Origin of the sequence: Actinomyces sp. oral taxon 170 str. F0386, from assembly GCF_000195595.1 — a bacterium.
Classification (GTDB): domain Bacteria; phylum Actinomycetota; class Actinomycetes; order Actinomycetales; family Actinomycetaceae; genus Actinomyces.
This window is the reverse complement of sequence record NZ_GL882573.1, coordinates 276,509-302,086: the sequence shown is the minus strand read 5'-3', so window position 1 is coordinate 302,086 and position 25,578 is coordinate 276,509. Positions and strand designations below refer to the sequence as shown.

18 protein-coding genes are annotated in these 25,578 nt (G+C 67.6%); 8 read left to right on the top strand and 10 right to left on the bottom strand.

Going from position 1 to position 25,578, the window contains the following annotated elements; translation table 11 throughout:
* Nucleotides 1-152 precede the first annotated feature (152 nt).
* Nucleotides 153-1,712 (top strand): mannitol dehydrogenase family protein, encoded by a 1,560-nt coding sequence (locus HMPREF9056_RS12805; protein WP_009747184.1) that lies wholly within the window; start codon nt 153-155, stop codon nt 1,710-1,712.
* Nucleotides 1,713-1,737: 25 nt separating this feature from the next.
* Here HMPREF9056_RS12805 and HMPREF9056_RS12800 read toward each other — a convergent pair whose 3' ends face one another.
* Nucleotides 1,738-3,210, bottom strand: a complete 1,473-nt coding sequence (locus tag HMPREF9056_RS12800; RefSeq protein WP_009747183.1) for an OmpA family protein — start codon at nt 3,208-3,210, stop codon at nt 1,738-1,740.
* A 553-nt stretch (nt 3,211-3,763) separates the two neighbouring features.
* On the opposite strand from HMPREF9056_RS12800, the gene HMPREF9056_RS12795 reads away from it, so the two are divergent.
* The 4 genes from HMPREF9056_RS12795 to HMPREF9056_RS12780 all read left to right on the top strand — a co-directional run bounded on the left by HMPREF9056_RS12795 (nt 3,764) and on the right by HMPREF9056_RS12780 (nt 9,345).
* Nucleotides 3,764-5,032 (top strand): alpha-hydroxy acid oxidase, encoded by a 1,269-nt coding sequence (locus tag HMPREF9056_RS12795; protein WP_009747182.1) that lies wholly within the window; start codon nt 3,764-3,766, stop codon nt 5,030-5,032.
* Nucleotides 5,033-5,352: 320 nt separating this feature from the next.
* Nucleotides 5,353-6,936 (top strand): peptide MFS transporter, encoded by a 1,584-nt coding sequence (locus tag HMPREF9056_RS12790; protein ID WP_087942282.1) that lies wholly within the window; start codon nt 5,353-5,355, stop codon nt 6,934-6,936.
* 187 nt (nt 6,937-7,123) lie between these two features.
* The gene (locus HMPREF9056_RS12785) at nt 7,124-8,695 is read left to right on the top strand and encodes a peptide MFS transporter (protein WP_009747179.1); all 1,572 of its coding nucleotides are present in this window, start codon (nt 7,124-7,126) and stop codon (nt 8,693-8,695) included.
* A gap of 143 nt (nt 8,696-8,838) precedes the next feature.
* Nucleotides 8,839-9,345 (top strand): ClbS/DfsB family four-helix bundle protein, encoded by a 507-nt coding sequence (locus HMPREF9056_RS12780; RefSeq protein ID WP_009747178.1) that lies wholly within the window; start codon nt 8,839-8,841, stop codon nt 9,343-9,345.
* A gap of 166 nt (nt 9,346-9,511) precedes the next feature.
* On the opposite strand, the gene HMPREF9056_RS12775 is transcribed toward HMPREF9056_RS12780, so the two are convergent.
* From HMPREF9056_RS12775 to HMPREF9056_RS12755, 5 genes are all read right to left on the bottom strand, one after another.
* Nucleotides 9,512-10,882: an aspartate aminotransferase family protein gene (locus HMPREF9056_RS12775; protein ID WP_009747177.1), complete on the bottom strand. Its 1,371-nt coding sequence runs from the start codon at nt 10,880-10,882 to the stop codon at nt 9,512-9,514.
* A gap of 176 nt (nt 10,883-11,058) precedes the next feature.
* Nucleotides 11,059-12,636: an APC family permease gene (locus HMPREF9056_RS12770; protein WP_009747175.1), complete on the bottom strand. Its 1,578-nt coding sequence runs from the start codon at nt 12,634-12,636 to the stop codon at nt 11,059-11,061.
* Nucleotides 12,633-13,493 carry a universal stress protein gene (locus tag HMPREF9056_RS12765; protein WP_009747174.1) on the bottom strand — a complete coding sequence of 287 codons (861 nt, stop codon included), beginning with the start codon at nt 13,491-13,493 and terminating at the stop codon, nt 12,633-12,635. The genes HMPREF9056_RS12770 and HMPREF9056_RS12765 overlap by 4 nt, the downstream gene beginning before the upstream one ends.
* 30 nt (nt 13,494-13,523) lie before the next feature.
* Nucleotides 13,524-14,951 (bottom strand): aminobutyraldehyde dehydrogenase, encoded by a 1,428-nt coding sequence (locus tag HMPREF9056_RS12760; protein WP_009747173.1) that lies wholly within the window; start codon nt 14,949-14,951, stop codon nt 13,524-13,526.
* Between the two features lie 300 nt (nt 14,952-15,251).
* A complete protein-coding gene (locus HMPREF9056_RS12755; protein WP_009747172.1) occupies nt 15,252-16,832 on the bottom strand; it encodes a PucR family transcriptional regulator in 1,581 nt (526 codons plus the stop codon).
* 192 nt (nt 16,833-17,024) lie between these two features.
* On the opposite strand from HMPREF9056_RS12755, the gene gabT reads away from it, so the two are divergent.
* The 3 genes from gabT (at nt 17,025) to HMPREF9056_RS12740 (ending at nt 21,250) form a co-directional block, all read left to right on the top strand.
* Entirely contained in the window at nt 17,025-18,347 is a 1,323-nt protein-coding gene (gene gabT / locus HMPREF9056_RS12750) for a 4-aminobutyrate--2-oxoglutarate transaminase (RefSeq protein WP_009747171.1), read from the top strand.
* 80 nt (nt 18,348-18,427) lie between these two features.
* On the top strand, nt 18,428-19,678 hold the full coding sequence (locus tag HMPREF9056_RS12745; RefSeq protein WP_009747170.1) for a Glu/Leu/Phe/Val dehydrogenase: 1,251 nt from the start codon (nt 18,428-18,430) through the stop codon (nt 19,676-19,678).
* A gap of 39 nt (nt 19,679-19,717) precedes the next feature.
* The gene (locus tag HMPREF9056_RS12740; protein WP_009747169.1) at nt 19,718-21,250 is read left to right on the top strand and encodes an NAD-dependent succinate-semialdehyde dehydrogenase; all 1,533 of its coding nucleotides are present in this window, start codon (nt 19,718-19,720) and stop codon (nt 21,248-21,250) included.
* An 80-nt stretch (nt 21,251-21,330) separates the two neighbouring features.
* On the opposite strand, the gene fepB is transcribed toward HMPREF9056_RS12740, so the two are convergent.
* From fepB to HMPREF9056_RS12720, 4 genes are read right to left on the bottom strand one after another with little or no spacing between them, the layout of a single operon-like run.
* A complete protein-coding gene (gene fepB / locus HMPREF9056_RS12735; RefSeq protein ID WP_009747168.1) occupies nt 21,331-22,410 on the bottom strand; it encodes a Fe2+-enterobactin ABC transporter substrate-binding protein in 1,080 nt (359 codons plus the stop codon).
* Nucleotides 22,407-23,351, bottom strand: a complete 945-nt coding sequence (locus tag HMPREF9056_RS12730) for an ABC transporter ATP-binding protein (RefSeq protein ID WP_009747167.1) — start codon at nt 23,349-23,351, stop codon at nt 22,407-22,409. Before HMPREF9056_RS12730 ends, fepB begins: the two co-directional genes overlap by 4 nt.
* Nucleotides 23,348-24,463 carry an iron chelate uptake ABC transporter family permease subunit gene (locus HMPREF9056_RS12725; RefSeq protein WP_034514558.1) on the bottom strand — a complete coding sequence of 372 codons (1,116 nt, stop codon included), beginning with the start codon at nt 24,461-24,463 and terminating at the stop codon, nt 23,348-23,350. Before HMPREF9056_RS12725 ends, HMPREF9056_RS12730 begins: the two co-directional genes overlap by 4 nt.
* A complete protein-coding gene (locus HMPREF9056_RS12720) occupies nt 24,460-25,479 on the bottom strand; it encodes an iron ABC transporter permease (protein WP_009747165.1) in 1,020 nt (339 codons plus the stop codon). Before HMPREF9056_RS12720 ends, HMPREF9056_RS12725 begins: the two co-directional genes overlap by 4 nt.
* Nucleotides 25,480-25,578 lie beyond the last annotated feature (99 nt).

The following is a 25,578-nucleotide window of genomic DNA, read 5'->3' as shown; positions in this document are numbered from 1 at the left end:
TCGTCAAGCGCAGCCGCCGTCCGCGTCGCCCGATCGCTCCCCGATCGGGCGACGCGGATCTTTGTCCGCTCCCGCAGGGATTCCAGCGGACGGCAAGGGACAGGCGGCCCGGGCCGGTGAGGCCGTCCGGGGCATGTGCACACCGGTTTTCCATGGAGACGGAGTTGACTGGAGGGGACTGGAGGCAGCGCGGAAAGGACATCTTCTTGACCACCTCACTGACTGAGTCGCCCCTGGCTCCCGACTATGACCGTTCCGCTACAACTACTGGGATCGTCCACATCGGCGTGGGCGGCTTTCACCGCGCCCACGAGGCCGCCTACCTTGACAGGCTCATGCGCCGGCGCGCCGGGGCCGATCCCTGGGGCGACGCCCCGGAAGGCTCCTGCCTGGACTGGGGGATCTGCGGCGTCGGACTGCTGCCCGCGGACAAGCGCATGCGTGATGCGCTCCTGGAGCAGGACCACCTCTACACCCTCATCCTCAAGTACCCCGGTGGGTTGCGGGACCCGGCGGTCGTCGGCTCCATCCACGACTTTCTCTTCGCCCCCGACGACCCCGAGGCCGTTCTGGCCCTCATGAGCATGCCCACCACCCGGATCGTCTCGTTGACGATCACCGAGGGCGGCTACAACATCGATGACGTCACCGGCGAGTTCCGCACCTCCAGTCCCGGCGCCATCCACGACGCCGAGCACCCGGGCGAGCCCACCACAGCTTTCGGCTACGTCGTTGAGGCGCTGCGACGTCGTCGGTCGGCAGGAATCGTGCCGTTCACGGTCCTGAGCTGTGACAACCTGCCCGCTAACGGGGCGTCGGCACGCACCGCGGTCGTCTCGCAGGCCGCGATGAGCGACCCGGAGCTGGCCGACTGGATCGACGGCAACGTCGCCTTCCCCAGCTGCATGGTCGACCGGATCACCCCGCAGACCACGGTGGCGGACATCGACGAGCTGCGACGCGGGCTCGACATCGAGGACGCCTGGCCGGTGGTCTGCGAGCCCTTCACCCAATGGGTGATCGAGGACGACTTCCCCGCAGGCCGGCCCCCGTGGGAGGAGGTCGGAGTCCAGATGGTCGACGACATCGTCCCCTACGAGCTCATGAAGCTGCGCCTACTCAATGCCTCCCACCAGGCACTGGCGCACTGGGGGCGCCTTCTGGGGATGAAGTACGCGCACGAGGCCGCCGCGGACCCGGACATCGCCACGTGGGTGCGCGCCTACCTCGAGCGTGAGGCCCGTGCGACGCTGCGCTCGGTGCCGGGGATCGACCTGGACTGCTATGTCGACACGCTCTTCCGGCGCTTCACCAACAAGGCGATCGGGGACACGCTCTTCCGGCTGGCGCAGGACGCCTCCAGCCGGATGCCGAAGTTCGTCTTGGGCACAGTGCGCGACAACCTGACTGCCGGCGGGCCGATCCGGCTGGGGGCGGCGATGGTGGCCGCTTGGGCGCGGGGAGCGGAAGGCCTCGACGAGAACGGCGACAAGATCGTCATCGACGATCCCCTGGCCGAGGAGCTGCAGTACCTGGCCGCGACGCAGCGGGCCGGTCACGACACGGCCTTCATCTCCCATGAGGGCGTCTTCGGCGATCTGGCGACCGATGAGCGCTTCCGACGCGCCTTCGTCGAGGAGCTGGACGCCCTGCGCCGGGACGGTGCCCGCGCACGTCTGCGGGCCCTGGCCGGCCGCACCCGAGTGGCCTAGCCCCGGCCCGTCGGCAGGCTCCGGTTCAGCTGTCCTTGACTGGGATGTCGGTGAGTCGGTAGGCGTAGGAACCTTCACCCTTCTTGATGCTCTGGTGGTCAACGGTGATGGCATCGCCACCGGGATCGGGCCAGACGACGGCGACGGTCATGGCGGTACCGGCCTGAAGCTTCTCCGCGAGGTTGAAGTCGGCCAGCGGCCAGTGCGTGTCCTTCCCGCCGGGCACGTAGTCCGCCGGGAGGACCTGCATGTCCCCTGCGACCACCGCGAGGCCGTCACACGCCCTGGAGAGGGTGTACTGGACCGAGGCCGAGTCCTCATTACGGGAGTTGGAGAAGATACCCCCGGAGTCGATGTCGTGGAACCAGTCCGACGCCGAGGCGTCGCCATCAACGGCCACGACCTTCACCTCCCCCAGGAGGTAGCCGTCAGCACGGGTGACGTGGTCCAGGCTGATCGTCAGCCGGCCACTGCCGTCAGATCTTTGGACAGTGACGCCCTCCGGCCCCTTGCCGACAGGTCCTTTGGCCTCAGGCAGGGAGGAACCACCTGACGAGGCCCGGGCCGACGGCGTCGCACTGCCAGTGCCGTTCCCCAATCCGCCGCGCTTCGTGCTGCTACCAGTGCCGCCCGTGGGGGTGAGGGTGATCTCCACGCGTCGGTTGGCGGCCCGCGCCTCGTCAGTAGTGCCGGAGACGCGGGGCTCGGACTCGCCCTTACCAGCGACGGAGGGGTTCCACTTGTCCAGGCCGGTGAGCTGCTCCAGACGGGTCTTGACCGCGTTGGCACGCTTCTCGGAGAGGGCCTGGTTGTAGGCGTCATCCTGGACGTCGTCGGTATGCCCCACGATGGTCAGCGTCCCACCATCGGGGTACTGGGAGATCTGACCCGCCACAGTCTGCAGCTGAGCCTCGGCCGCCGCCGCCAGATCCGCCGAGTCCGAGGCGAACGTGACATCAGAAGCCATGACGATGGTGACGTCCTTGTCCCCGGTGCGGGCGCCCAGCGATCCGTCGACCGTGCGGGAGTTGATCTCGATGGGTGAGGCCGCAGCCTGTTCGGTGACCTGCTTGTCGTCCTTGACTGCCGTCTCCATGGCCTTGAGGTCGATACCGGTCCTGGACGCCTCGTCGCGACTGACGACATCAACGGTGACGAAACCGGTCTGAGGGACCAGGACGGTGACGGAGTCGGCGTCGACCGCACCGAAGGCGACACAGGTGGTGAGGCTCTGACCGGGTTTGACGGCGAGCTGCTCCTTGCTCATGGTGGAGATGGAGGTCCACGCGCGCCCCTTGGCCGTATCGATCAGGCGGGTGCTGGTCACGCCGTAGCGCCAGTCTCCGGCGAAGTTGATGTACCCCATGACGGTTCCGAAGGAGAAGTCACTGCCGTTCGCGTCGTCAGCGGCACGCGAGAGCACCATGGACAGGGCGGTCGTGGTGTCGTCGATCCGCACCAGCGGCGAGACCTCAACCGTCAGGCGATGACCCGACACATGACCGTCCAAGGCCTTGAAGCCCGGCTGCGTTCCTGTTGGTGACCCGGAGGCCGCAGTTCCCTCAGCCTTCTTCGACGAGCGCGAGCAGGCGGTCACCACCGGAGCACCAACGGCCGCCAGTACCGAGGCCGACACGAGCACACGACGACGCATGGCAACGCCTCCTTCACTTCCCCGGGCGCCACCCGGACATGATCGGTCCGCGATCCGACTCTACCGAGATCCAACCAGCCCGTCGGCCGGATGGGGACATTCGGCGCCGTTGGGGTGCAAGACCCTCCGCCCGGAGCCGCACACACCCGACCGTGCAGAATCTCCCCGCCAACGAGCGGACCCCGGCGCTTCGGTGGGCCAACCCCATCCTCCCGGCCACAACGACCATTTCCCACCATCGCATGGATTGCTAAGGCTTACCTTGCTTTGGTGACCTTTGTCCCATAGCATGAGGTGGTTCGTGGACCTGAGGGCTGAGCCATGGAGGCCGGCCACCTCCCACGAGCGCTCCGCACCGAGCGGAACGTCCAGAATCCGACTCACTGATGAGGTTCCTATGGTCAAGCGCCAGCTGCCCAACCCGAGCGAGATCTTCGAGCTGCTCCACTTCAAGACGCCCGAGCTGAACCCCAAGCGCCGACGCCTCGACGCCGCACTGACCACCTGGGACCTGCGCAAGATCGCCAAGCGCCGCACCCCGGCCGCGGCCTTCGACTACACCGACGGCGCCGCCGAGGGAGAGGTCTCTCTGCGCCGCGCCCGTCAGGCCTTCCGCGACATCGAGTTCCACCCCGACATCCTCCACCCGGCCCTCGACGTCGACACCTCCTGCGAGATCCTGGGCGGTCGTTCGGCCATGCCCTTCGGTATCGCCCCCACCGGATTCACCCGCCTCATGCAGACCGAGGGTGAGGTCGCCGGGGCCGGGGCCGCGGGCGCCGCCGGCATTCCCTTCACCCTGTCCACCCTGGGCACCACCTCCATCGAGGACGTCAAGGCCGCCAACCCCCACGGACGCAACTGGTTCCAGCTCTACGTCATGCGCCAGCGCGACATCTCCTACGGGCTAGTCGAGCGCGCCGCCGCAGCCGGCTTCGACACCCTCATGTTCACCGTCGACACCCCCGTGGCCGGGGCCCGCCTGCGCGACAAGCGCAACGGCTTCTCCATCCCGCCCCAGATCACGGCCGGCACCGTCCTCGACGCGATCCCCCGCCCGTGGTGGTGGTTCGACTTCCTGACCACGCCCAAGCTGGAGTTCGCCTCCCTGAAATCCACCGGCGGCACCGTGGGCGAGCTGCTCGACAACGCCATGGACCCCACCATCAGCGACGAGGACCTCAAGGTCATCCGCTCCATGTGGCCCGGCAAGATCGTCATCAAGGGCGTACAGACCGTCGAGGACTCCAAGCGCCTCATCGACCTGGGCGTCGACGGCGTCCTGCTGTCCAACCACGGCGGGCGCCAGCTGGACCGTGCCCCCGTCCCCTTCCGCCTCCTGCCCGAGGTGGTCCGGGAGGTCGGCAAGGACGCCACGATCATGGTCGACACCGGCATCATGAACGGCGCCGACGTCGTGGCCGCCGTCGCCCTGGGCGCCAAGTTCGGGCTCGTGGGCCGCGCCTACCTCTACGGCCTCATGGCCGGCGGGCGCGAGGGCGTGGACCGCATGATCGAGATCCTCTCCGACGAGGTCATCCGCACCATGAAGCTCCTGGGCGTCTCCAGCCTGGAGGAGCTCGAGCCGCGCCACGTCACCCAGCTGACCCGCCTGACCCCGGTGCGTCCGCACATCAGGGCTGCGGCGGACGCCGTCGCCCGCTGAGCCTGGACGGAGTCCGCCGCCCTCCCCCTGCCCTCCGCCTCGCGGAGGAATCCCTGTAGGCCGCCCTCCAGGGCGGCACCCGGTGGCCCCGGGGAGGAGATCCCAGCAGTCTCCTCCCCGGGGCCACCGCTGTTCTCCCAATTGCCGGAAGCATGCCGGAAACAGACCAGGAGCTATGGTCTCGGCACCATCACATCTCTCTTCGGCGACAGGTCTGGGCCTCCTCGTGCGAGTCGGACCGCCCGGCGCCCTGGAACACCCCTGCGGTCGGCCCCGAGCGACCACCGCTCTGAGGAAGGGACATCGCCATGGCACAGTCCATGTCAGGTCCGACAGCAGCTGCTGACGACCTCGAGGACGACGTCGCCCAGTCCGGTCGCCTCATCTCCAGCCGATGGCGGCCCACCACCCTGCGCACCGCGCCGTCGAGAGAGGACCGGGGGCTCTTCGGTCACCCTCGGGGCCTGCCGTGGATGCTCAACGTGGAGATGTGGGAGCGCTTCTCCTACTACGGCATGCGCGCCATCCTGCTCTACTTCATCACCGACACGGTGGCGCGCGGGGGCCTGGGCCTGAGCGCCAACTCCGGTCAGGTCGTCATCGCGCTCTACGGGATGGCCGTCTACCTGCTGGCCATCCCCGGGGGCATCTTCGCCGACCGGGTCATCGGGCCGTGGCTGTCCACCCTCTACGGCGGGATGGTCATCATGGCCGGGCACATCTGCCTGTCCGTCCCGGTCACCGCGCTGTCCTGGCTGGGGATCGTGCTGGTGGCCGTGGGCACCGGCTTCATCAAGCCGAACCTGACGACCATCGTCGGGGGCCTCTACGACGATGACGATATCCGCCGCGACGCCGGCTTCCAGCTGTTCTACATGTCCATCAACATCGGCGCCTTCGCCTCTCCGCTGCTGACCGGCTGGCTGCGCGAGCACTACGGCTACCACGCCGGGTTCTCCTCGGCCGCCGTCGGCATGGCCTTCGCCCTGGTGGCCTTCGTCTACGGGCGTCACAAGCTCTCCGCCTTCGCCTTCACCGTCCCCAACCCCGTCCGCCCCGAGGAGCGACAGCGGCTTCTTCTGGGATCCATTGGGGTCCTGGTCGCCATCGCCGTTGTCGTCGCAGTCCTTCAGGTGCTCACCGGCAGCCTGGTCACCACCGTCGCCACGGCGGGTCTCCTCATCCCGGTCGGTGCGGCCGTGGCCTACTTCGTGGTCATGTTCCGCTCCCCCAAGGTCACTGCCGGCGAGCACACTCACCTGCGCGCCTACATCCCCCTGTGGGTCGGCGCGGTCCTGTTCTTCATGATCTCCGAGCAGGCCGCCGGCAAGATGGCCACCTTCGCCGAGTCCAATACGGACCTGCGCCTGCCCTTCTTCGGATGGTCGACCACCGCTGAGGCCTATCAGTCGGTCAACCCCGCGGCGATTGTGCTCCTGGCTCCGCTGGTCGGCATGCTGTTCACCCGGCGGGCCGGCAGGTTCCCCTCGACCATCATGAAGTTCGTCATCGCGGTGCTCATCGTCGGATTCTCGGCGCTCATGCTGGGTTACGGATTCCAGATCTGGCCGGGCGGACAGGACCTGTCCCCTTGGTGGTTCCTGGCGCTGGTCTACGTCATCCAGACCGTCGCCGAGCTCTTCCTGACCCCAGTCGGCCTGGCCACGACGACCGCCCTGGCCCCCAGGAGCTTCGCCTCCCAGGCGATGGGACTGTGGTGGCTCAGCGTCGCCGCCGGCCAGGGAGTCGCCGGGTTCATCATCGCCCAGACCGAGGACATCTCCGACGCCACCTACTACTACGGCCTGGGTGCGGCCACGCTCCTCATGGCCCTGGTGCTGTTCGCCGTCGCCCCGTGGACGCAGCGGCAGATGGCCGATGTCGAGGCGGCCACCGCCGAGTGAGCCGCGGCTGACCAGCTCTCGCCGAGTAGCCCCAGCCCGCCTCGGCGGGAATCACCTGTCTGCCTCTCCTCGCATTCCTCCCCAACCGACCGCGCAGTCGGAGTAAGGTGCACGGGTACCTGTGGCTCGTACCGGACACTGACGGTCCGGTCGCATACCTCACCCGGCCACAGGAAGGGAGAGTCTCATGTCAACGACCCCGACTCCCGTCGAGGACGATCTCAGAAGCGGCCGGATGATCACCAGCCGATGGCGGCCCACCACCCTGCGCATAACGCCGTCGAAGGACGACCGCGGACTGTTCGGTCACCCTCGGGGCCTGCCGTGGATGCTCAACGTGGAGATGTGGGAGCGCTTCTCCTACTACGGCATGCGCGCCATCCTGCTCTACTTCATCACCGACACCGCGGCGAATGGCGGCCTGGGCCTGAGCGCCAACTCCGGCCAGGTCATCCTGGCCTCCTACAGCGCGGCCGTCTACCTGCTGGCCATCCCCGGAGGGATCTTCGCCGACCGGGTCATCGGGCCGTGGCTGTCCACCCTCTACGGCGGGATGGTCATCATGGCCGGGCACATCTGCCTGTCCATCCCCGTGGTGGCCACCTCCTGGCTCGGTATCGTGCTGGTGGCCGTGGGCACCGGCTTCATCAAGCCGAACCTGTCCACGATCGTCGGGGGCCTCTACGACGACGATGATCCACGGCGCGATGCCGGCTTCCAGCTGTTCTACATGTCGGTCAACGTCGGGTCGCTGGCCTCTCCCCTGGTGACCGGCTGGCTGCGCGAGCACTACGGCTACCACGCCGGGTTCTCCTCGGCCGCCGTCGGCATGGCCTTCGCCCTGGTGGCCTTCGTCTACGGGCGTCACAAGCTCTCCGCCTTCGCCTTCACCGTTCCCAACCCCGTCCGCTCCGAGGAGCGGCAGCGGCTTCTTCTCGTGTCGGCGGTCACCGTGGCGGGCGCAGCCGCGCTGGTGACGATCCTGACTCTCCTCACCGGCAGCCTGCTCGACGCCATCTCCACCGCGATGCTCATCATCCCGGCAGGCGCCGCCCTGGGGTACTTCGCACTCATGTTCCGCTCCCCCAAGGTGACCGCCCGCGAGCGCACCCACCTGCGCGCCTACATCCCCCTGTGGATCGGCGCGGTCCTGTTCTTCATGATCTCCGAGCAGGCCGCCGGCAAGATGGCCACCTTCGCCAAGGACAACACTGACGGCCACATGCCGCTGGTCGGCTGGGTCATCAACCCGGAGACCTACCAGTCCATCAACCCGGCCACGATCGTCATCCTGGCACCGTTCATCGGCTGGCTCTTCACCCGGCGGGCCGGCAGGTTCCCCTCGACCATCATGAAGTTCGCGATCTCGGTGCTCATCATCGGAGCCTCCGCCTTCATCCTGGGCTACGGGTTCCAGATCTGGACCGGCGGCGACAAGCTGGCCCCGTGGTGGTTCCTGGCCGTGGTGTTCATCATCCAGACCGTCGCCGAGCTCTTCCTGTCCCCGGTGGGCCTGGCGACGACGTCGGCGCTGGCACCCAAGAGCTTCGCCTCCCAGACGATGAGCCTGTGGCTGCTGACGACTGCCACCGGTCAGGGGCTCGCCGGCTTCATCATCGCCCAGACGAAGAACGTCGCGAACTCGACCTACTACTACGGCCTGGGCGTGGTGACGGTCGCCGTGGCGATCGTCCTGTTCGTCGTCGCCCCCTGGACGGAGCGCAAGATGGCCGACGTCGGAGTCACCTCGCAGGACTAGGCACGGCTGGGCCGCCGTGAGATCGCGGGATGGCCATCGGGTTCGTAGGGTGGAGAGCACGAACGCGGGGTCTACTCTGCGACCCGCGAGCCTGGGGCAACCGCCGGCGGGTCGATGGGGAGCCGTTGGAAAAGGGGACCGTCATGAAGCACTACACCTCCGGCGAGGAGCTCATCGCCGAGATCCGCAAGCGCGCCGAGTTGTTCATTGCCGAGTTCGACGACGTCCCCGCCTCCGGGCTCCACACGCTCAAGGACGGTGTGGACCGCACGCCCACGCAGATGATCGCCTACCAGCTGGGGTGGATGGACCTGCTGCTGGGCTGGGAACGAGACGAACGGGCCGGACGGGAGGTGGTCACGCCCGCACCGGGCCACCGGTGGAACCGGCTCGGCGGTCTCCACAGCTCCTTCTACGAGCAGTGGCGGGACGCCTCACTGCTTCGGCTCCAGGAGGCCTTCCGGGAGAGGATCGACGACGTCGTCACCCTCGTGGCATCACTGAGCCAAGACGAGCTCTTCAAGCCCGGGCAACGGGCGTGGGCCTCTTCGACGCCGTCGGCCTGGCCGGTGGCCAAGTGGATCCATATCAACACGGTGGCGCCCTTCACCTCCTTCCGCACGAAGATTCGCTCCTGGAAGCGTCGCTGAGCGCTTCTGCGAGATGGACGTGCTGGGAGAGCAGGAGCGGCACCGGACGTTTCAGCCTCTCGGAGCCGGTCACTCCGTCGGCCCTGAGAGGCACATGCCCGCCGTCCGATCCTGTGGGGGCCGCCGGAGACTTCGGCGGCCCCCACAAGATCGGTGGGTGCTCACGTCACCCGGTGGTGATCGCGTCGGCAAGCTCCTCGAAGCAGCTGACGTAGGCGTCGATCGCTTCATCCGTGTGGGTCACCGACAGCGTCCACTCCTCCTCGCGGCCCGGAGTCATGAAGATCCCCCGGTTCATGTTGAACAACCAGGCGAGCTCGGACAGCTCCGCGTTCTGGTGCTCCTTGAAGGTCTCGTAGTCGACGACCTTCTTGGGGGAGAAGGTGACACACCCCTTACCGCCCACGCCCACCGCATAGCCCGGGAGGTCGTAGCGCTCGATGACCTCCGTGCAGCCCGCGAGAATACGCTCGTTGAGGTGGTCGAGGTGAGCATAGGCCTCCGGGGTGAGGACCTTCTCGAGGTTGGCCCGTACGGCGGCCATCGCCAGGGGGTTGCCGTTGTAGGTGCCCACCTGGAAGACAGTGTGGTCCTCCACCACGGACATGACCTCCTCGGTGCCGCCGATGGCGCCCGAAGGCAGACCGGCGCCGAGGGCCTTGGCCATCGTCACCATGTCGGGAGTCACGCCGAAGCGCTTGGTGGCGCCACCCGGCCCGATGCACAGGCCGGTCTTGACCTCATCGAAGATCAGCACGACGCCGTGTCGCCGGGTGATCTCGCGAACCTGCTCCAGGTAGCCCGGTTCCGGCAGCACGACGCCCAGGTTCATCATGGCCGGCTCCATGATGACGCAGGCGGGTTTACGACCCTCATCGGCCAGCCGAATGATGCGGCGCTCCATGGCCTCGGCGTCGTTGAAGGGCACCGGCACCGTCATCTGGACGGTGGCGTCGGGGATACCGCCTCCATAGGGCAGGGAGGCCAGGTTGTCGCGGTCGCCGATCTTGTCGTACTCGACGCCGATCGAGACCATGACGGTGTCGTGGTGTCCGTGGTAGGAGCCGAAGATCTTCATGACCGTGTCGCGGCCGGTATAGGCGCGTGCGATGCGGATGGCGTCCATCGTGGACTCCGAGCCCGAGTTCGTGTAGCGCCACTTCGGCAGACCCCATCTGCTCGAGAGGTTCTCCGCCACGGCCAGGGCGTCTTCGGTCGGGGCGGCGAAGTGGGTGCCCTTGCCGTACCGCTCCTGAACGGCCTCACCGATCACCGGGTGGGCATGTCCCTGAAGCATGGACCCGAAGCCATTGTGGAAGTCCCACATCTCGTTGCCGTCGACGTCCCAGACCTTCGGCCCCTCCCCGCGCTCGAGGTAGATGGGCCAGGGCTCGCGCAGCTGGTACGAGGAGGCGACGCCGCCGGAGAGACTGTGACTGGCGCGACGGTACATGTCGCCGGATCCCTTGGTCCGCTCATTGAGGCGCTTCGACTCGATCTCCGTCAGCTCAGCGACTCGTTCCATGTTGATGCTCATTGCTCACTCCTTCGTGGTCCGGCCTGGCGTCCACGTGTCGTCTGTTTGATAACCGGTGCATCGATCGAGTACTCGTCGATGCGACTGCCATGTGATTCCTTCCAACTCCTTCCACCGGCCTGGCGCGGAGGGGGCTGTTTCATGTGTGGTGCATGTTCGTTCCGGTTCACCGGCACTCACGAAGCAGCCCTGAACGGGGCGGCTGCACCGCCCTCAAGGTCAGTCTCTGTCTTCGTCTCCTCAGTGACAGCGTCGGATCGTGCGATCACCTCCCCGCGGAAGAAGGACGGCGCTCGGACGTACTGCACGAGCATCAGGACCACACCCAGGAGAATGAGGACGAGGGTGAGGACGAACACGAGACCGACGCCGAAGATCTGCGAGCCCGATCCATAGCTCGGGTCGAGGGAGTCCTTCAGGGTCAAGCCGAGCAGCGAGAAGAGGAAGAGGCCTCCCAAACCGGGCGACACCAGTGTGAAGAAGAAGCACCTCACCGAGCGGAACCATTGCCCTCGGAAGTACCACACCGCGGCGAAGGCGGTGAGCCCGTAGTAGAACGCGATCATGGCCCCCAGGGTCTGGACCGTGTCCCATAGAACGGTCGTGGACACGAAGCGCAGCAGTGTGTAGAACGTCGAGGCGGCGATCGCCGAGACGACTGTTGCGCGACCGGGGGTGAGGAAGCGCGGAGAGATCTCGCCGAGCTTCTCCGGCATTGCTCCGTAATATCCCATCGACAGCAAGGTGCGAGCAGGAGAGACGAAGGTGGACTGCAAAGATGCCGCCGACGAGATCAGCACCGCCGTTGACATGAGGATCGCGAACGGCCCCAGGACCGGCCTGGCCAAGGCGAAGAAGACATTGTCCTGGATCGCGGGGTTGCCCAGTCCTATCCCGTCCTTCCCCAGGCCGGCGAACATCATGGATCCGATTGTGACGAACATGTACACCGAGACAATAGTCACGACGGTGAGCACGGCAGCGCGCCCGGGAGTGGAGCTGGCATCGTCCGCCTCCTCGTTGACCGTCAGTGACACGTCCCAGCCCCAGTAGATGAACAGGGACAGGGAGACGCCCGCCACAAAGGTTCCTAGCGAGTCGACGGCGAACGGATTGAACCACTCGAGCTTCAAGGGCGTCGGATTGACGGCGGTTCCCGTGCAGTAGCGGTAAATGGCCACCGCACCGAAGCCGAGAAACACCGTCAGCTGAAACCCCACCAACCAGTACTGGAGCTTCTGGGTGGTCTGCATGTCGCGGTACGCGATCCAGGTCGCCAGCGTGATGAAGACCAGACAGGTGAGGGTATTGACCCATATGTTGTCGGCGAGATCCGCAATGGCGGATCTGCGAGTTATCTGTGCGAGCAACAAGTAGAAGAAGTCGACCGCGATGGCTGCGAGGTTGGAGAGAACGACGACAGTCGCCACAATCAGCCCCCATCCGTTCATCCACCCGATCCACGGACCGAAGGCGCGGGTCCCCCAGGTGAAGGAGGTGCCCGAGTCGGGCATCGCCGCATTGAGCTCTCGGTACCCGAAAGCGACCAGGAGCATCGGGACGAACCCGACGAGGAAGATCGCCGGTACCTGTTCACCCACCTCTGAAGCGGTCGGCCCCAGTGCGCCAGTGAGGGTGTACGGGGGCGCTATGCAGGACACGCCGATGATGATGGCGCCGAGCAGACCGACAGACCCCTCGGCCAGTCCCTTCTTCGACAGCCCACCCCCGGAGCCCGTGGTCGTCGTGCTCATGTTCCACCCCCGACGTCGGCCGCGTCAGCCGGGACGGCGACGAGCGGCACGGGCAGGACACGCAGGATCTTGTTGGCGTCCGGCCCCAGGAACAGGCGCCCGCTCTGGGCCAGTCGCGCCGATCCCAGAAAGGCCAGCTCATTCCTGCTCCACTCCATTGCCAGCACGGCGGCGCTCATGCTCTGGGCATGGACGACCTGGACACGCTGGTCATCCAGTCCCTTGAGATCAAGACGCACCTCGGCGAGCAGGGCTTCAGTCCGCTCCTCGATATCCGTGGTGTCCTGCGGGTCACCGGTGGCCACCGTGATGAGGCGCAATGGGACACCGGCCCTGTCGGCGAAGGTCCTGGCCTCAGCGAGCAGCCCCATCCACCTGCCGGACTCCCCCAGCATGACCGTGATGCGCGAGAGCCCGTCGAGAGGAGCATGCCTCATGCCGCGCGGGGACAGTGCGACCGGAACAGTCGAGGAGTTGAGCAGTGTCTGCCCCACAGAGCCGAGAGACACCCGTCCCAGGACCCCGTGACGGCCTCCGCCGGCTACGAGCAGGTCGGCCTTGAGCTCCTCGGCCGAGGCGATGATGCCCTCGGGGAAGGAGAGGCTGTACCGCAGGTACTTGCTCACCGGCACGCGGGGCCGATGCTCCTCCATGATCTCCGACATCCAGTCGTCGACCTGTGTGGCGACGACATCCTGGAAGGCGTGATCGGTAACGTCAAGCACATAGCGCCCCTCGCCGCCCTTGACGACGGTGACGAGATCGAGCGGGCACGAGAACGCTTCGGCGAGAGACACCCCCAGGTGATAGGAGTCTCGACCACCGAGCGAATTGGTGAAGGCCGTCAGAATGCGCATGGGGGTGACCTCCTGTTCGCTTCCGGGGCGTCACAGGGCACTCATGACGTGCTTGATACGCGTGTAGTCCTCCACGCCGTACACGGACAGGTCCTTGCCGTAACCGGACCGCTTGAATCCGCCGTGCGGCATCTCCGCGACGAGGGGGATGTGGGAGTTGACCCAGACGCAGCCGAAGTCCAGGTCCCTGCTGAATCGCAGGACACGCTGGTGGTCGGTCGTCCAGATGGACGAGGACAGGGCGTATTCCACTCCGTTGGCCAGGGCCAGGGCCTCATCGTCGGAGGAGAACTCCTGAACGGTCAGGACCGGCCCGAAGACCTCCTGCTGCACGAGTGCGTCATCCTGCTTGAGCCCCGAGACGACGGTGGGGGCGTAGTAGTACCCGCTCTCGCCCACGCGGTGCCCGCCGGTCAGCAGGTTGGAGTGTGCGGGCCGCTCCTCGACGATCTTTTGCACGGAGGCGAAGTGGCGGGCATTGTTCAGGGGGCCGTAGAACGCTTCCTCCTCAGGAATCGGACCGGTCCGCAAGGACTCGACGTGACGCACCAGAGCATCGGTGAACTCTTTCGCGACCGAGGCCTCGACCAGGACGCGGGTGGCGGCGGTGCAGTCCTGCCCGGAGTTGAATATCCCTGCGGCGGCGATACCCTCGGCGGCCGCCTCGATATCGGCATCGGCGAAGACGACGGCGGGGGCCTTGCCTCCGAGCTCGAGGTGAACGCGGGTCACATTACCGGCGGCCTGTTCAGCGAGATCCGAGCCTGCACGCACCGATCCCGTGAGTGCGACCAGCCCGGGCACCGGGTGAGCGCTCATGAGGCGCCCAGTCTCACCGGTGCCGAGCACCAGGTTGAAGACCCCAGGCGGGAGAATCTCACTGGCAATCTCAGCGAAGACAACGGCACTCTCGGGTGTGTTGGCACTCGGCTTGAGCACCACCGTGTTGCCTGCGGCTAGAGCGGGTCCGACCTTCCAGATGAGCATCATGAAGGGGTAGTTCCACGGGACGATCTGCCCGACGACGCCGATGGGCTCGCGGCGAATCTGCGAGTTCAGGCCCTCGGCGTACTCACCCGAGGCAACACCCGACTGGATGCGGGCGGCTCCGGCGAAGAACCGCAGCTGAGAGGCCCCTGTTACGACTTCCTCCGCTCGAATCATCTCGGCGAGCTGACCGGTGTTGCGGCGCTGAGCCTCGACGAGGCGGTCGGCATTGGCCTCCAGGGCGTCGGCGAGCCGGAGCAGGAGCATCTGCCGTTCCGCCGGCGTTGTCAGTCGCCAGCTCTCGAAGGCCTTGAGGGCGGCGTCGTAGGCGGTGTCGACATCGGCGGGTCCTGAGACCGGACACTGCGCTACGGCTTGTTCCGTTCGGGGATCCACGACTTCGACCGTGGCATCGGTGGCTGCCGGAATAAATCTTCCGTTGATAAAATTCTGGAGGAGAGGAAGGCTCATGCGAATCACTCCGCTTCTTGGCTTCGGCGGGACGTCGGTGTCGAGGTGAGAAGTGTCGAGAGTCGAACAAATTGAGACGGCTCAGGCCCCTACTGCCCAAGCTCACACAGGACCCGTGCAGGCCACATCGCCGCTGGCGCCCGATACGTCACGGGCACTGCGACCACAACTCGGGCTAAGGTCCTAGGTGACGGCATCATGGTAAACACACACAGCCAAGTATGTCGAACATCACGTTCTTCACTCCAGGGAACCACGTCAACACGTGGAAAAGTCGTCGGTTCACAAGAAGGCGGACTGTCATTTCGTCAAATAATGTGATGCAAACCACAAGTTTGCCCGCTGTTCGGCATCCTCGATATCGACGCCGAGCGCCCGCCTCAGGCGCACCAGGCGTGCGGGGACTGAGTTGCGATGCACCCCCAGACGTTCGGCGATGCGCTGTACCGCCCCGGCCTCACTGAGGTAGATCTCCAGCAGTTCGAGCATCTCGGGCTGATCGACGACACCCCCGAGGCGGGCGCGGGCGAATGCGCGGGCCCGTTCCTCATCAAGGAGGTCCGTGACCGACGGCAGCCCCGAGGCCTCCCAGCGCACCGCCTGCCCGAGCTGCCGAGCGCCGGTGCAGACGGACAGCGCCTGCTGCGCGGCCCGCGGCAGGTCGGCGATGCCGACCGAGCCGCTGACCCCGATCCGCATCCGCCCCGCCCATGGCGCGACACTGCCATCCTCGAGAAGCGCGGGAACGCGCTCGGCCTCACCAAGGATCATCAGGCGGGTCCCATCCCGTTCCGTGCACCACAAAAGCCCCTCTCCCACTGGACCCCCTCGCCTCTCGACGAGCAGTCGGGCCAGCGCCGAGGAGAGCCCGGCAACGGCAGCGCTGCCGCCCTCAAGGCAGATGACACGCCACTGATGACCGCCGCCGGTACCGGTCATCGACCGCCGCGCCGGAGATGGCAGGCGTTTGAGGACGAGATCCTGGACCTGATCGGCCAGGGCCAGCCCCTGCGCGACCTCACCCACCAGAAGATGCTCGGCAGCCGCCCCCACGAGCTGGAGGAGCCATCCGGTGAAGGCCTTGGAGGACTCGGCGATGAGATTCAGAAACGACCAGGCGAGATCGACTCCCAGGGTCTGGGCGCGCGTGAGCGTCTCCCGATGAACGGTCGCCAAGTAGCTCTCGGGCTCGCCGGTGATGCCGACCGGGCGAACGACCAGCCGCATCTCACCGATCCCGACCGCCCCGGCTCCTCGCATCCCTCCCGGACGGATCCTGTCGATGCACTCGGCGACCTCGTCGTCGATTCCTGGAGTCGCTGGACCGAAGGGGCCGACCACCGTACGCCCTGTGGCGTCCCGCAGAGACACCTCCCCGCGGAGGATCGAGGCCAGGGCGCGCATGATCGCGCCCTGGTTGTCCTTGGCCGCTGCGCGCGTCAGCTGCTGCAGGACCAGGGTCTCCTCATCGCCCGCCCTCTCGGTACCGGTCTCGGGCCCGGCCGCCTGAAGCATGGCCCCCACCTCACGGCTGATGGAGGCGAAGGAGACCTCGAGAGGGACCTCGAGGAGATTGAGCCGCCCGATCCGGCAGGCCTCGCGCAGGTCCTCCGGCACGGTGTCGAAGACGATGCCGGTTCCCAGTCCTAGTGCGGCGACTCCCGCCTCAACCAGTGATGCCACGTACTCCCGCCATGTGTCCACCTCGGCATCGGCCATGACGAGACCTGTCGTGAGAACGAGCTCGCCGCCCTCGAGGTAGGACGCCGGCTGGAGGAGCTCGGTCGCGACGACCCAGGTGACCGCGGCGCTCGGTGCGGGCAGGAGCACCGCGTGCACCCCCAGGTCCACTCGATCCATGAGATCCGACACCAACAACATGTCAGGATTCAAACACCGTTCTATGCATCATGCACAAGATTTAAGGAATTTTGTGCAGCAAGCTTAGGCGCTCAGCCCCAGGGGCGGGCATAGCCTGAAGCAGAACTCAAAGCCGAGCACGTTTCTACGACATCCCGGAGCACCCTGTTCCGCTGCAGATCTCCGCCCGTCACGACACACTGTGAGGTCCACATGGCAACGCTGCCCCAGACCATTCATCTCGCCACCCCTCTGCCCGGCCCCGAGGCCCGCGCCCTCGATGAACGCGCCGGTACCGCACTTCCGCGCGCCCTGACCGCCGCCATGCCGACATTCGCACGGCGCACGGACCGCGGTGTCCTGGAGGACGTGGACGGCAACCGTCTCATCGACTTCGGATCAGGAATCGCGGTGACAACCGTGGGAGGCGCGGCGGCGCCCGTCGTTGCCGCGATCCAGGAGCAGGCCGAGAACCTGACGCACACCTCCTTCGCCGTCACGAGGTACGCCGGATACGTCGAGGTCGCCGAACGTCTGAACGCCCTGACCCCGGGCAGCTTCCCGAAGAAGACCGCGCTGTTCAACTCCGGGGCGGAGGCCGTCGAGAACGCCATCAAGCTCGCTCGCAAGCACACCGGCCGCCAGGCCGTCATCTGCTTCGACCACGCCTTCCACGGACGCACATCCCTGACCATGGGACTGACAGCCAAGGCCTCCCCCTACAAGGGCGGCTTCGGCCCCTTCTCCCCAGAGCTCTACCGGGTCCCCGGCTCGTACCCGTACCGTGACGGGTTGGACGGCGAGGCCGCCGCCGAGCGCGCGATCAGTCAGATCGAGAAGCAGGTGGGGGCGTCCTCCGTCGCCGCCGTCATTATCGAACCCGTTCAGGGCGAGGGCGGGTTCATCGTCCCGGCACCCGGTTTTCTCACGGCGCTCCAGCGCTGGTGCCGCGACAACGGCGCGGTCTTCATCGCCGACGAGATCCAATCGGGAATCGCCCGCACCGGAGCATGGTTCGCCTGCGAGCACGAGGGAGTCGTCCCCGACCTGGTGACGACCGCCAAGGGCCTGGCCGGGGGCATGCCGCTGTCAGCAGTCACCGGTTCGGCCGAGATCATGGACTCCGCCGGACCGGGCGCCCTCGGCGGCACCTACTGCGGCAACCCCGTGGCCTGCGCCGCCGCCCTGGCGGCGCTGGACATGATCGAGGAGCACGCTCTCATTGAGCGGGCCCGCACGATCGGTGAGACCGGCATCCGCCTGATGGAGCGTTGGAAGGCCGAGGACCCGCGCATCGGCGAGGTCCGGGGTAGGGGCGCCATGATGGCTCTCGAGCTCGTCGACCCCGACTCGCGGGAGCCCGACGCGGCACTGACCGCCGCCGTCGCGCAGGCCGCACGCTCACGCGGCCTGATACTGCTCACTTGCGGCACCTACGGCAACGTCATCCGCCTGCTGCCACCGGTCACCATGTCGGACGAGCTGTTCATCGAGGGCATGGGGATCCTTGAGCAGGCGCTCCGAGCCCAGCCCTGACCCCTTCTTCCGCCCACGTCTCACGGCCGTGCCGGCCTCGGATCACGATCTTCCACCCGACCAGCCCAGGAGGTAGCTCAATGCCCTCGACCCCTCATCCCCTCACCGATGCTCGGACTCAGCTCGCCGAGGCGATCCAGTTCCTCGGCTTCGACGAGGGAACGCAACACATGCTCGAAACCGCCCGCAAGGAGGTGACGGTCTCGATTCCGCTGCGACGCGACGACGGCACGATGGAGCTGTGCATCGGGCACCGCGTCCAGCACAACATCTCTCGCGGCCCGGCGAAGGGAGGGATCCGCTACTCCCCCAACGTGGACCTCGACGAGGTGCGGGCGCTGGCCATGTGGATGACGTGGAAGTGCGCTCTTCTCGATCTGCCGTACGGCGGCGCGAAGGGCGGGGTCCAGGTCGACCCGCGGGCCCACTCGGAAAGAGAGCTCGAGCGCCTGACCCGGCGCTACACCTCGGAGCTGATCCCTCTGATCGGGCCCGGCAAGGACATCCCCGCTCCCGACATGGGGACCGATGAGCAGACCATGGCGTGGATGATGGACACCTACTCGGTGGCCACGGGGCACACCGTGCTGGGGACCGTCACGGGCAAGCCCGTCAATCTCGGCGGATCGCAGGGACGGGCCGCAGCCACCTCCCGCGGCGTCGTCTACTCCGCTCTTAACGCGATGGCGAGCATAGGCCTGAATCCTTCGCAGGCCACCGCGGTCGTCCAGGGCTTCGGCAAGGTTGGTAGGGGCACTGCCCGCTTCCTCCATGAGGCGGGCGTGAAGGTCCTGGCCGTGGCGGACGTCTACAGCACGATTCGCAACGACAAGGGCATCGACATCCCAGCGCTCGAGACCTTCATGGATGAGACCGGTGCCATCACCGGGTTCCCCGGCGCGGATCCGATCCCTCCGACCGAGCTCTTCGCAGTTCCCTGCGACGTGATCGTCCCTGCGGCGGTCGAAGGGGTCATCACCGAGCAGACCGCGCCGGCGATCGATGCCAAGCTGGTCGTCGAGGGCGCCAACGGCCCGACGACGCCGACGGCCGACGCGATCCTGGCGGATAAGGGGATCCTGGTCGTTCCGGACATTCTCGCCAACGCCGGCGGCGTCATCGTGTCCTACTTCGAGTGGGTGCAGGCCAACCAGTCCTACTGGTGGACCGAGGAGGAGGTCAATGAGCGTCTCCGCACCAGGATGGACAGGGCCTGGAACGAGGTCACTGACTTCTCCCGGGATCACGGGCTCTCACTGCGCACTGCTGCGACGACGATGGCGGTCAAGCGCGTGGCCGAGGCCCACATCTCCCGTGGCCTCTACCCGTGATGCCTGACAGGCGACAGTCGATACTCAGGGAGCACAACCATGACTGACACACGACCCAGCACGGCGGCTGACACAACCGAGTACACGACCCTCGGAGCCCACCCGGCTCTGGCCGACCACCTGCGCAGGATCCATCCCGAGGAGGGAATGCTCCTGGGCGGGCGGATGATCGCCGCGTCCGACGGGGGAACGTTCGACGTCGTCGACCCGGCCAGCAACGCCGTGTTCGCACGCTGTGCGGACGCGACTCCGGCGGACGCCGCGCGCGCCGTCGACGCCGCCTCCGAGGCGCTGCCGGCATGGAGCGCCACCCCACCCCGACAGCGCGCCGAGCTGCTGCGGACCCTGTTCAGCCTCATGGTGGAACGGGCCGATGAGCTCGCGGTGCTCATCAGCGCCGAGAACGGCAAGGCGCTGGACGACGCCAGGGCGGAGGTCCTCTACGCAGCGGAGTTCTTCCGATGGTTCGCCGAGGAGGCAGTGCGCACCGAAGGCGGTTTCGGATGCTCCCCGGCGGGTGGGACTCGAACGATCGTCACTCACCGGCCGATCGGGGTGGTCGCCATGATCACCCCCTGGAACTTCCCTGCGGCGATGGGGACCCGCAAGATCGCCCCGGCCCTCGCCGCCGGGTGCACAGTGGTGCTCCGCCCGGCATCCCTCACGCCTCTGACAGCGGTAGCACTGGGGCACCTGATCCTGCAGGCCGGCGTGCCCGCGGGCGTGGTGAACATCGTGCCCTCGAGCCGTTCCGCGGAGGTGTCGACGACGTGGCTCGAGGATCCCAGGGTCCGAGCCGTCTCCTTCACCGGCTCGACCCGGGTCGGTCGTGTGCTCATGAGGCAGGCGGCGGAGAAGGTGCTGGTGTCATCGATGGAGCTCGGGGGGAACGCGCCCTTCGTCGTGGCGGCCGACGCCGACATCGACGCCGCGGTGACGGGCGCCGTTCAGGCCAAGCTCAGAGGCGGTGGCGAGGCCTGCACCGCCGCCAACCGCTTCTACGTCCACCAGGACGTCGCCCAGGAGTTCACCGAGAAGTTCTCCGCGGTCGTCCGCGACCTGAGGGTCGGGCCGGCTCTGGCGGACGAGGCGAACCAGATCGGCCCCATGGTGACGACGCATGCCCGTGACAAGATCAACGCCCTGGTGGAGGGGGCGGTGGCCGGGGGCGCCGTCGTGTACGCCGAGTCCTCCTGGCCCAAGGGCTCTCCAGGTGCGTTCATGCCGGTGCGGGTCCTCACGAACGTCGCCCCCGACGCGGAGATCGTGCGCACCGAGATCTTCGGTCCCGTCGCCCCGATCGTCACGTGGGACGATGAGGACGAGCTGCTGACGTGGATCAATGACACGGACTACGGGCTGTCGGGTTATGTCTTCTCCCGCGACCTCGGATGGGCGCTGCGCCTGGCCGAGCGCATGGAGGTCGGGATGGTCGGTGTCAACCGCGGGCTCGTGTCCGATCCCGCCGCCCCCTTCGGCGGCGTCAAGCAGTCCGGCATCGGACGCGAGGGCGCGCGCGAGGGGATCCGCGAGTTCCAGGAGACCCAGTACTACTCGGTCGCCTGGAGCTGACGGGCTCACGCCCGGTATACGTGGTGCCCCGGGCCGAGAGCCCGGGGCACCAACGCGTTGACCCTCAGGTCATCAGTGCTTCAGGAGGCCTTGGGGTAGGCCTTCTGGACGGCGTCGAGCATCTCGAGGGCGGAGTAGTAGTCCAGCCGGAAGGACGAGGGCGGCATGTACTGCACCTTGCCTCCGGTCACCGGGGCGGCCGAGCTGAAGGTCTCGTTGCTGGTGACGGCGGTCTTGGCGGTCTCATCGGCGGCGATGACCACCCAGTTCTCACCGGTCAGCCCCGCCTGGACGTTCTCCGGCGAGAGCTGGACGATGTCCTTGCGCTCGCCCATGGACTGGTCGCCCTTGACGTCGTCGGGGACGGTGGCGATGGTGAAGCCCAGGTCCTTGAGGAGCTGGACCTGCGGGGCCTCCTCGGTGAAGGCGTTGGCGCCCTTGGTGCCATCCCCTGGGACGGTGAAGACCGAGGTCGAACCCTGCGGGACCGAGATGGCGCTCTTGGTCTTCTCCGCCTTGGTGGTGTAGTCCTTGACGACGGAGTCGGCCTTGGCCTGGCGTCCGGTGGCCTGCCCCAGGGTCTTGGTCACGTCCTGCCAGGAGTGCGAGCCGTAGTCGATGACGAGGACGGGGACCTCGAGCTGGCGCAGGCTGTCAACGACCTTGACGGCCGAGTCCTGCCCGGTCTTGGCCACGATGATGAGGTCGGGGTTGTCACCGGCAACCGTCTGGGCGAGGTTGTCCTCGGTGCCGTCGATGGCCTTGACGCCCTTGTCGGTGGCCTGCTTGGACCACTGGGTGAAGAAGCCGTTGTCGTCGGTCTTCTCGTCCTTCTTCTTGGCCGGCGTCGAGGCGGCCACCGGGGCGTCGATGGCCAGGAGAGATCCGGTCAGCGTCACCGAGGTGGACACGATGCTCTTGGGCTCGGCCTTGATCTCGACGTCGACGCCGTCGTCCCCCTTGATGGTGACCGGCCAGGTGGCCTCGGCGGAGGCTCCGGCCGATGCGGCCCCGGAGGCCCCCGCGGAACCTGCGGCGGTCGAGGCGGAGGTCGAGCTGTTGGAGGAGCCGCAGGCCGCCAGGCCGGTGCTCAGCACCATGGCGACAACGGCGACGAGGCCCTGCCTCAGGCGGCGGGGGCGCCGCGTGGATGCGTTCATCTGTCTGTGTTCCTTTCTTGTCCGTCCTGCTGGGAGCGAGCAGTCGGGCTGGTGCCTGCCGAGACTGGCTCGGCAGAGGGCTGTGGGGCAGGGCCGACCGGCGTGACCTCGCCCAGGTGGCGGGGCACCACCATGGGGGTGCCGGCCACCGGGTCGGGAGCGATGACGGCTGCCAGTCCGAAGACCTCCTCGATGAGGTCCTCGGTGATGATCCTGCGCGGGGAGCCGGTGACGCGGACCCGACCGTCGTGCATGACGATCATGTGCTCGGCGCAGCGCGCGGCCTGGTTGAGGTCGTGCAGGACGGCCACCACCGTGCGCCCGTCGGCGTTGAGACGGCGGCACAGCCGGAGGATGTCGACCTGATGGGCCAGATCGAGGAAGGTGGTGGGCTCGTCCAGGAGGATCGTCTCGGTGCCCTGGGCCAGTGCCAGGGCGATCCACACGCGCTGGCACTGGCCGCCGCTGAGCTCGTCGACGGGGCGGGCGGCCAACTCGGTGACGCCCACCATCTCCATGGCCTCCTCGACGGCCGTCCTGTCCTCCCGAGACCACTGGCGGAACATGCCCTGGTGGGGGAAGCGGCCGCGGGCCACGAGGTCGCGCACCAGCATGCCGCCGGGAACGACGGCGCTCTGGGGCAGCAGACCGACCCGGCGGGCCACGTCCTTGGTGCCCAGGCGGGCGATGTCGGCGCCGTCGAGGAGGACCGCGCCCCGGGCGGGCCGGTGCAGGCGGGCCATGGCGCGCAGCAGCGTGGACTTCCCGCAGGCGTTGGGGCCCACGATGGCGGTGAAGACGCCGGCGGGGATGTCGACGTCGAGGTCTCGGGAGACCACGTGGCGCTCGTAGGCGATGGTCGCACCCCGGGCGGCCAGGCGGGCCTCGGAGGCGTCCGGCCCGGCGCCGGCGTTCAGCTCGGTGGAGGGCAGGTCGGTCACAGGGATCTCCTTCCGCGCGCCACCACTGTCAGCGTCACCATGAGGTAGAGGCCGCCGACGGCGTTGGTCACCACGCTCACGGGCATCGACTCGAGCACCAGCTGGCTGAGCAGGTCGGCGCCCGTCAGCAGGAGGCTGCCCGTCAAACCGGAGACGAGCAGCGGGGGCTGCGGGGCACCGGTGAGGAGTCGGGCCAGGTGGGGCGCCACGAGGGCGACGAATCCGATGGGACCGGCCGCCATCGTCACTACGGCCACCAGCACGGTTCCCAGCAGGATGAGGACGGCGCTGACACGACGGGTGGGGCTGCCCAGGATGGTGGCCATCTGCTCCCCCAGGGACAGGACCCGCAGGTGCCGGGCGGTCAGCAGGGTGAGGGCCACGGTGACGCCGATGGCCAGGCAGGTCGGGGTGACCACTGGCCACCGGGCCGCCCCGAGGGTGCCGGTGACGGCCTTGAGGGCGCCCAGACCCTCGTCGTCATCAACCCGCACTAGCAGCCAGCGGTTGACGGAGACGAGCATGGAGCTGATGGCGATCCCCACGAGAATGAAGCGCAGCCCGGTGAATCCGCCGCGCAGGGAGACCAGGTAGGTCACCACCCCTACGGCGGCCCCGCCGATGAAGGAGGCCAGGGAGGTGGACAGCATGGATCCGGGCAGGAGCAGGACGCTGACCAGGATCCCGGTCTGCGCGCCCGTGCTGAAGCCGATGAGGTCGGGCGAGCCCAGGGGGTTGCGGGTGATGGTCTGGAAGACGGCGCCGGCCACACCCAGGGCCAGGCCCGCCACGAGTCCCAGCAGGATCCGGGGTAGCTTCCATTTGACGATGACGACCTGGACGATCCTGCGCCCCTGTCCCTGGAGCGCGTCGAGGACCTCCTGGGTGGAGACGGCGAACTTTCCCAGGCGCAGGGCGGCGACAGCCACCGCGAGGCTGAGCGCTATCAGGACGAGGCCGACGAGGACGTGGCGGGGGGTGATGAGCACTGACCAGCGGCCGACGACGATCCACAGGCGTCCGGCGTCGGTCCCCACGTGAAGGCTGCGGCGCGGGCCGGTGACCACGGGGCGCACCGGGGCAGCGGTACGGCTCAGTCTGATTCCTCTCATGAGGCCCGGTCCTTCAGCCGTAGGACCATGAGCAGGAGGACGGGCGAGCCGACGAAGGCCGTCAGCAGGCCGACCTGCATCTCGCCAGGGCGGGCCAGGACGCGGCCCAGGACGTCGGCGGCCAGGACGACGACGGGACCGCCCAGTGCGCACAGGGCCACGATCCAGCCCCGGTGGGGTCCCATGAGCCAGGAGGCCGTCAGGGGTGCCATGAGCCCGACGAACCCGATGGGGCCGGCCACCGTGGTGGCTGTGGCGCACAGGAGCGTGATGACCAGCAGACTCAGCCCCCGCACGAGGCCGACCCTGGTGCCCAGGGAGGAGGCGACGTCATCGCCCAGGGCGATGTTGTCCAGGGAACCGGCCAGGAGGAGGGCTGCACCAGCCCCCAGGACCACGAGAGTCGTCATGGCCGCCAGGGGGATGTCGGCGCGGGTCAGGGAGCCGACCTCCCAGTCGATGAAGGTGCGGAACAGGTTCGGCATCGTCAGCACAACGCCGCGAATGAGCGCCCCGGCGAAGGCCGAGAAGGCCACGCCGATGAGCACCAGGCGCACCGGCGAGGATGTCGAGCCGCCGATCATCCCGATGACCTGGACGAGCGCGGTGGCAGTCAGGGCGCCGCCGGCCGCCAGGAGCAGCTGGCCGGGGACCGGGAGGACGCCGAGCGCGGCAGTCCCCAGGACGATACCGAGCGAGGCGCCGGCGTTGACGCCGAGCAGCCCGGGCTCGGCCAGGGGGTTGCGGGTGACGGCCTGCATGATCGCGCCGGCCACAGCCAGGGCGGTTCCGACGAGCACGCCGATGATGGTGCGCTGCACGCGTAGGACGTTGATGTTGTAGGAGACGTTGGAGGCGTCGGGGTGGAGCAGGTAGTGGGCGACCTGGTCGGCGGGGATCCTGGAGGAGCCGACGAACAGGGAGGCCAGCACGCACGTGGCGAGCAGCACGGCTGCGGCCAGGAGGATGGCCGGGCGGCGCAGGCGAGCCCCGTCTCCGATGACCCCGTTCGGCATCAGACCTCCCCCACTGCTCACAACAAAGGTAGGGCTAACCTAAGGGCACGGCCGACGGCTGTCAAACATGGCCCGACCTGTCAGTTTGACAGCCGAAGC

Excerpts from the sequence above, each read along its gene's own strand:
- HMPREF9056_RS12755 (WP_009747172.1), bottom strand. The coding sequence starts at position 16,832 with ATGTTGTTGGTGTCGGATCTCATGGATCGAGTGGACCTGGGGGTGCAC.
- HMPREF9056_RS12805 (WP_009747184.1), top strand. The coding sequence starts at position 153 with ATGGAGACGGAGTTGACTGGAGGGGACTGGAGGCAGCGCGGAAAGGAC.
- gabT (WP_009747171.1), top strand. The coding sequence starts at position 17,025 with ATGGCAACGCTGCCCCAGACCATTCATCTCGCCACCCCTCTGCCCGGC.
- HMPREF9056_RS12770 (WP_009747175.1), bottom strand. The coding sequence starts at position 12,636 with ATGAGCACGACGACCACGGGCTCCGGGGGTGGGCTGTCGAAGAAGGGA.
- HMPREF9056_RS12785 (WP_009747179.1), top strand. The coding sequence starts at position 7,124 with ATGTCAACGACCCCGACTCCCGTCGAGGACGATCTCAGAAGCGGCCGG.
- HMPREF9056_RS12765 (WP_009747174.1), bottom strand. The coding sequence starts at position 13,493 with ATGCGCATTCTGACGGCCTTCACCAATTCGCTCGGTGGTCGAGACTCC.
- HMPREF9056_RS12780 (WP_009747178.1), top strand. The coding sequence starts at position 8,839 with ATGAAGCACTACACCTCCGGCGAGGAGCTCATCGCCGAGATCCGCAAG.
- HMPREF9056_RS12775 (WP_009747177.1), bottom strand. The coding sequence starts at position 10,882 with ATGAGCATCAACATGGAACGAGTCGCTGAGCTGACGGAGATCGAGTCG.
- HMPREF9056_RS12740 (WP_009747169.1), top strand. The coding sequence starts at position 19,718 with ATGACTGACACACGACCCAGCACGGCGGCTGACACAACCGAGTACACG.
- HMPREF9056_RS12720 (WP_009747165.1), bottom strand. The coding sequence starts at position 25,479 with ATGCCGAACGGGGTCATCGGAGACGGGGCTCGCCTGCGCCGCCCGGCC.
- HMPREF9056_RS12795 (WP_009747182.1), top strand. The coding sequence starts at position 3,764 with ATGGTCAAGCGCCAGCTGCCCAACCCGAGCGAGATCTTCGAGCTGCTC.
- HMPREF9056_RS12760 (WP_009747173.1), bottom strand. The coding sequence starts at position 14,951 with ATGAGCCTTCCTCTCCTCCAGAATTTTATCAACGGAAGATTTATTCCG.
- fepB (WP_009747168.1), bottom strand. The coding sequence starts at position 22,410 with ATGAACGCATCCACGCGGCGCCCCCGCCGCCTGAGGCAGGGCCTCGTC.
- HMPREF9056_RS12745 (WP_009747170.1), top strand. The coding sequence starts at position 18,428 with ATGCCCTCGACCCCTCATCCCCTCACCGATGCTCGGACTCAGCTCGCC.
- HMPREF9056_RS12725 (WP_034514558.1), bottom strand. The coding sequence starts at position 24,463 with ATGAGAGGAATCAGACTGAGCCGTACCGCTGCCCCGGTGCGCCCCGTG.
- HMPREF9056_RS12790 (WP_087942282.1), top strand. The coding sequence starts at position 5,353 with ATGTCAGGTCCGACAGCAGCTGCTGACGACCTCGAGGACGACGTCGCC.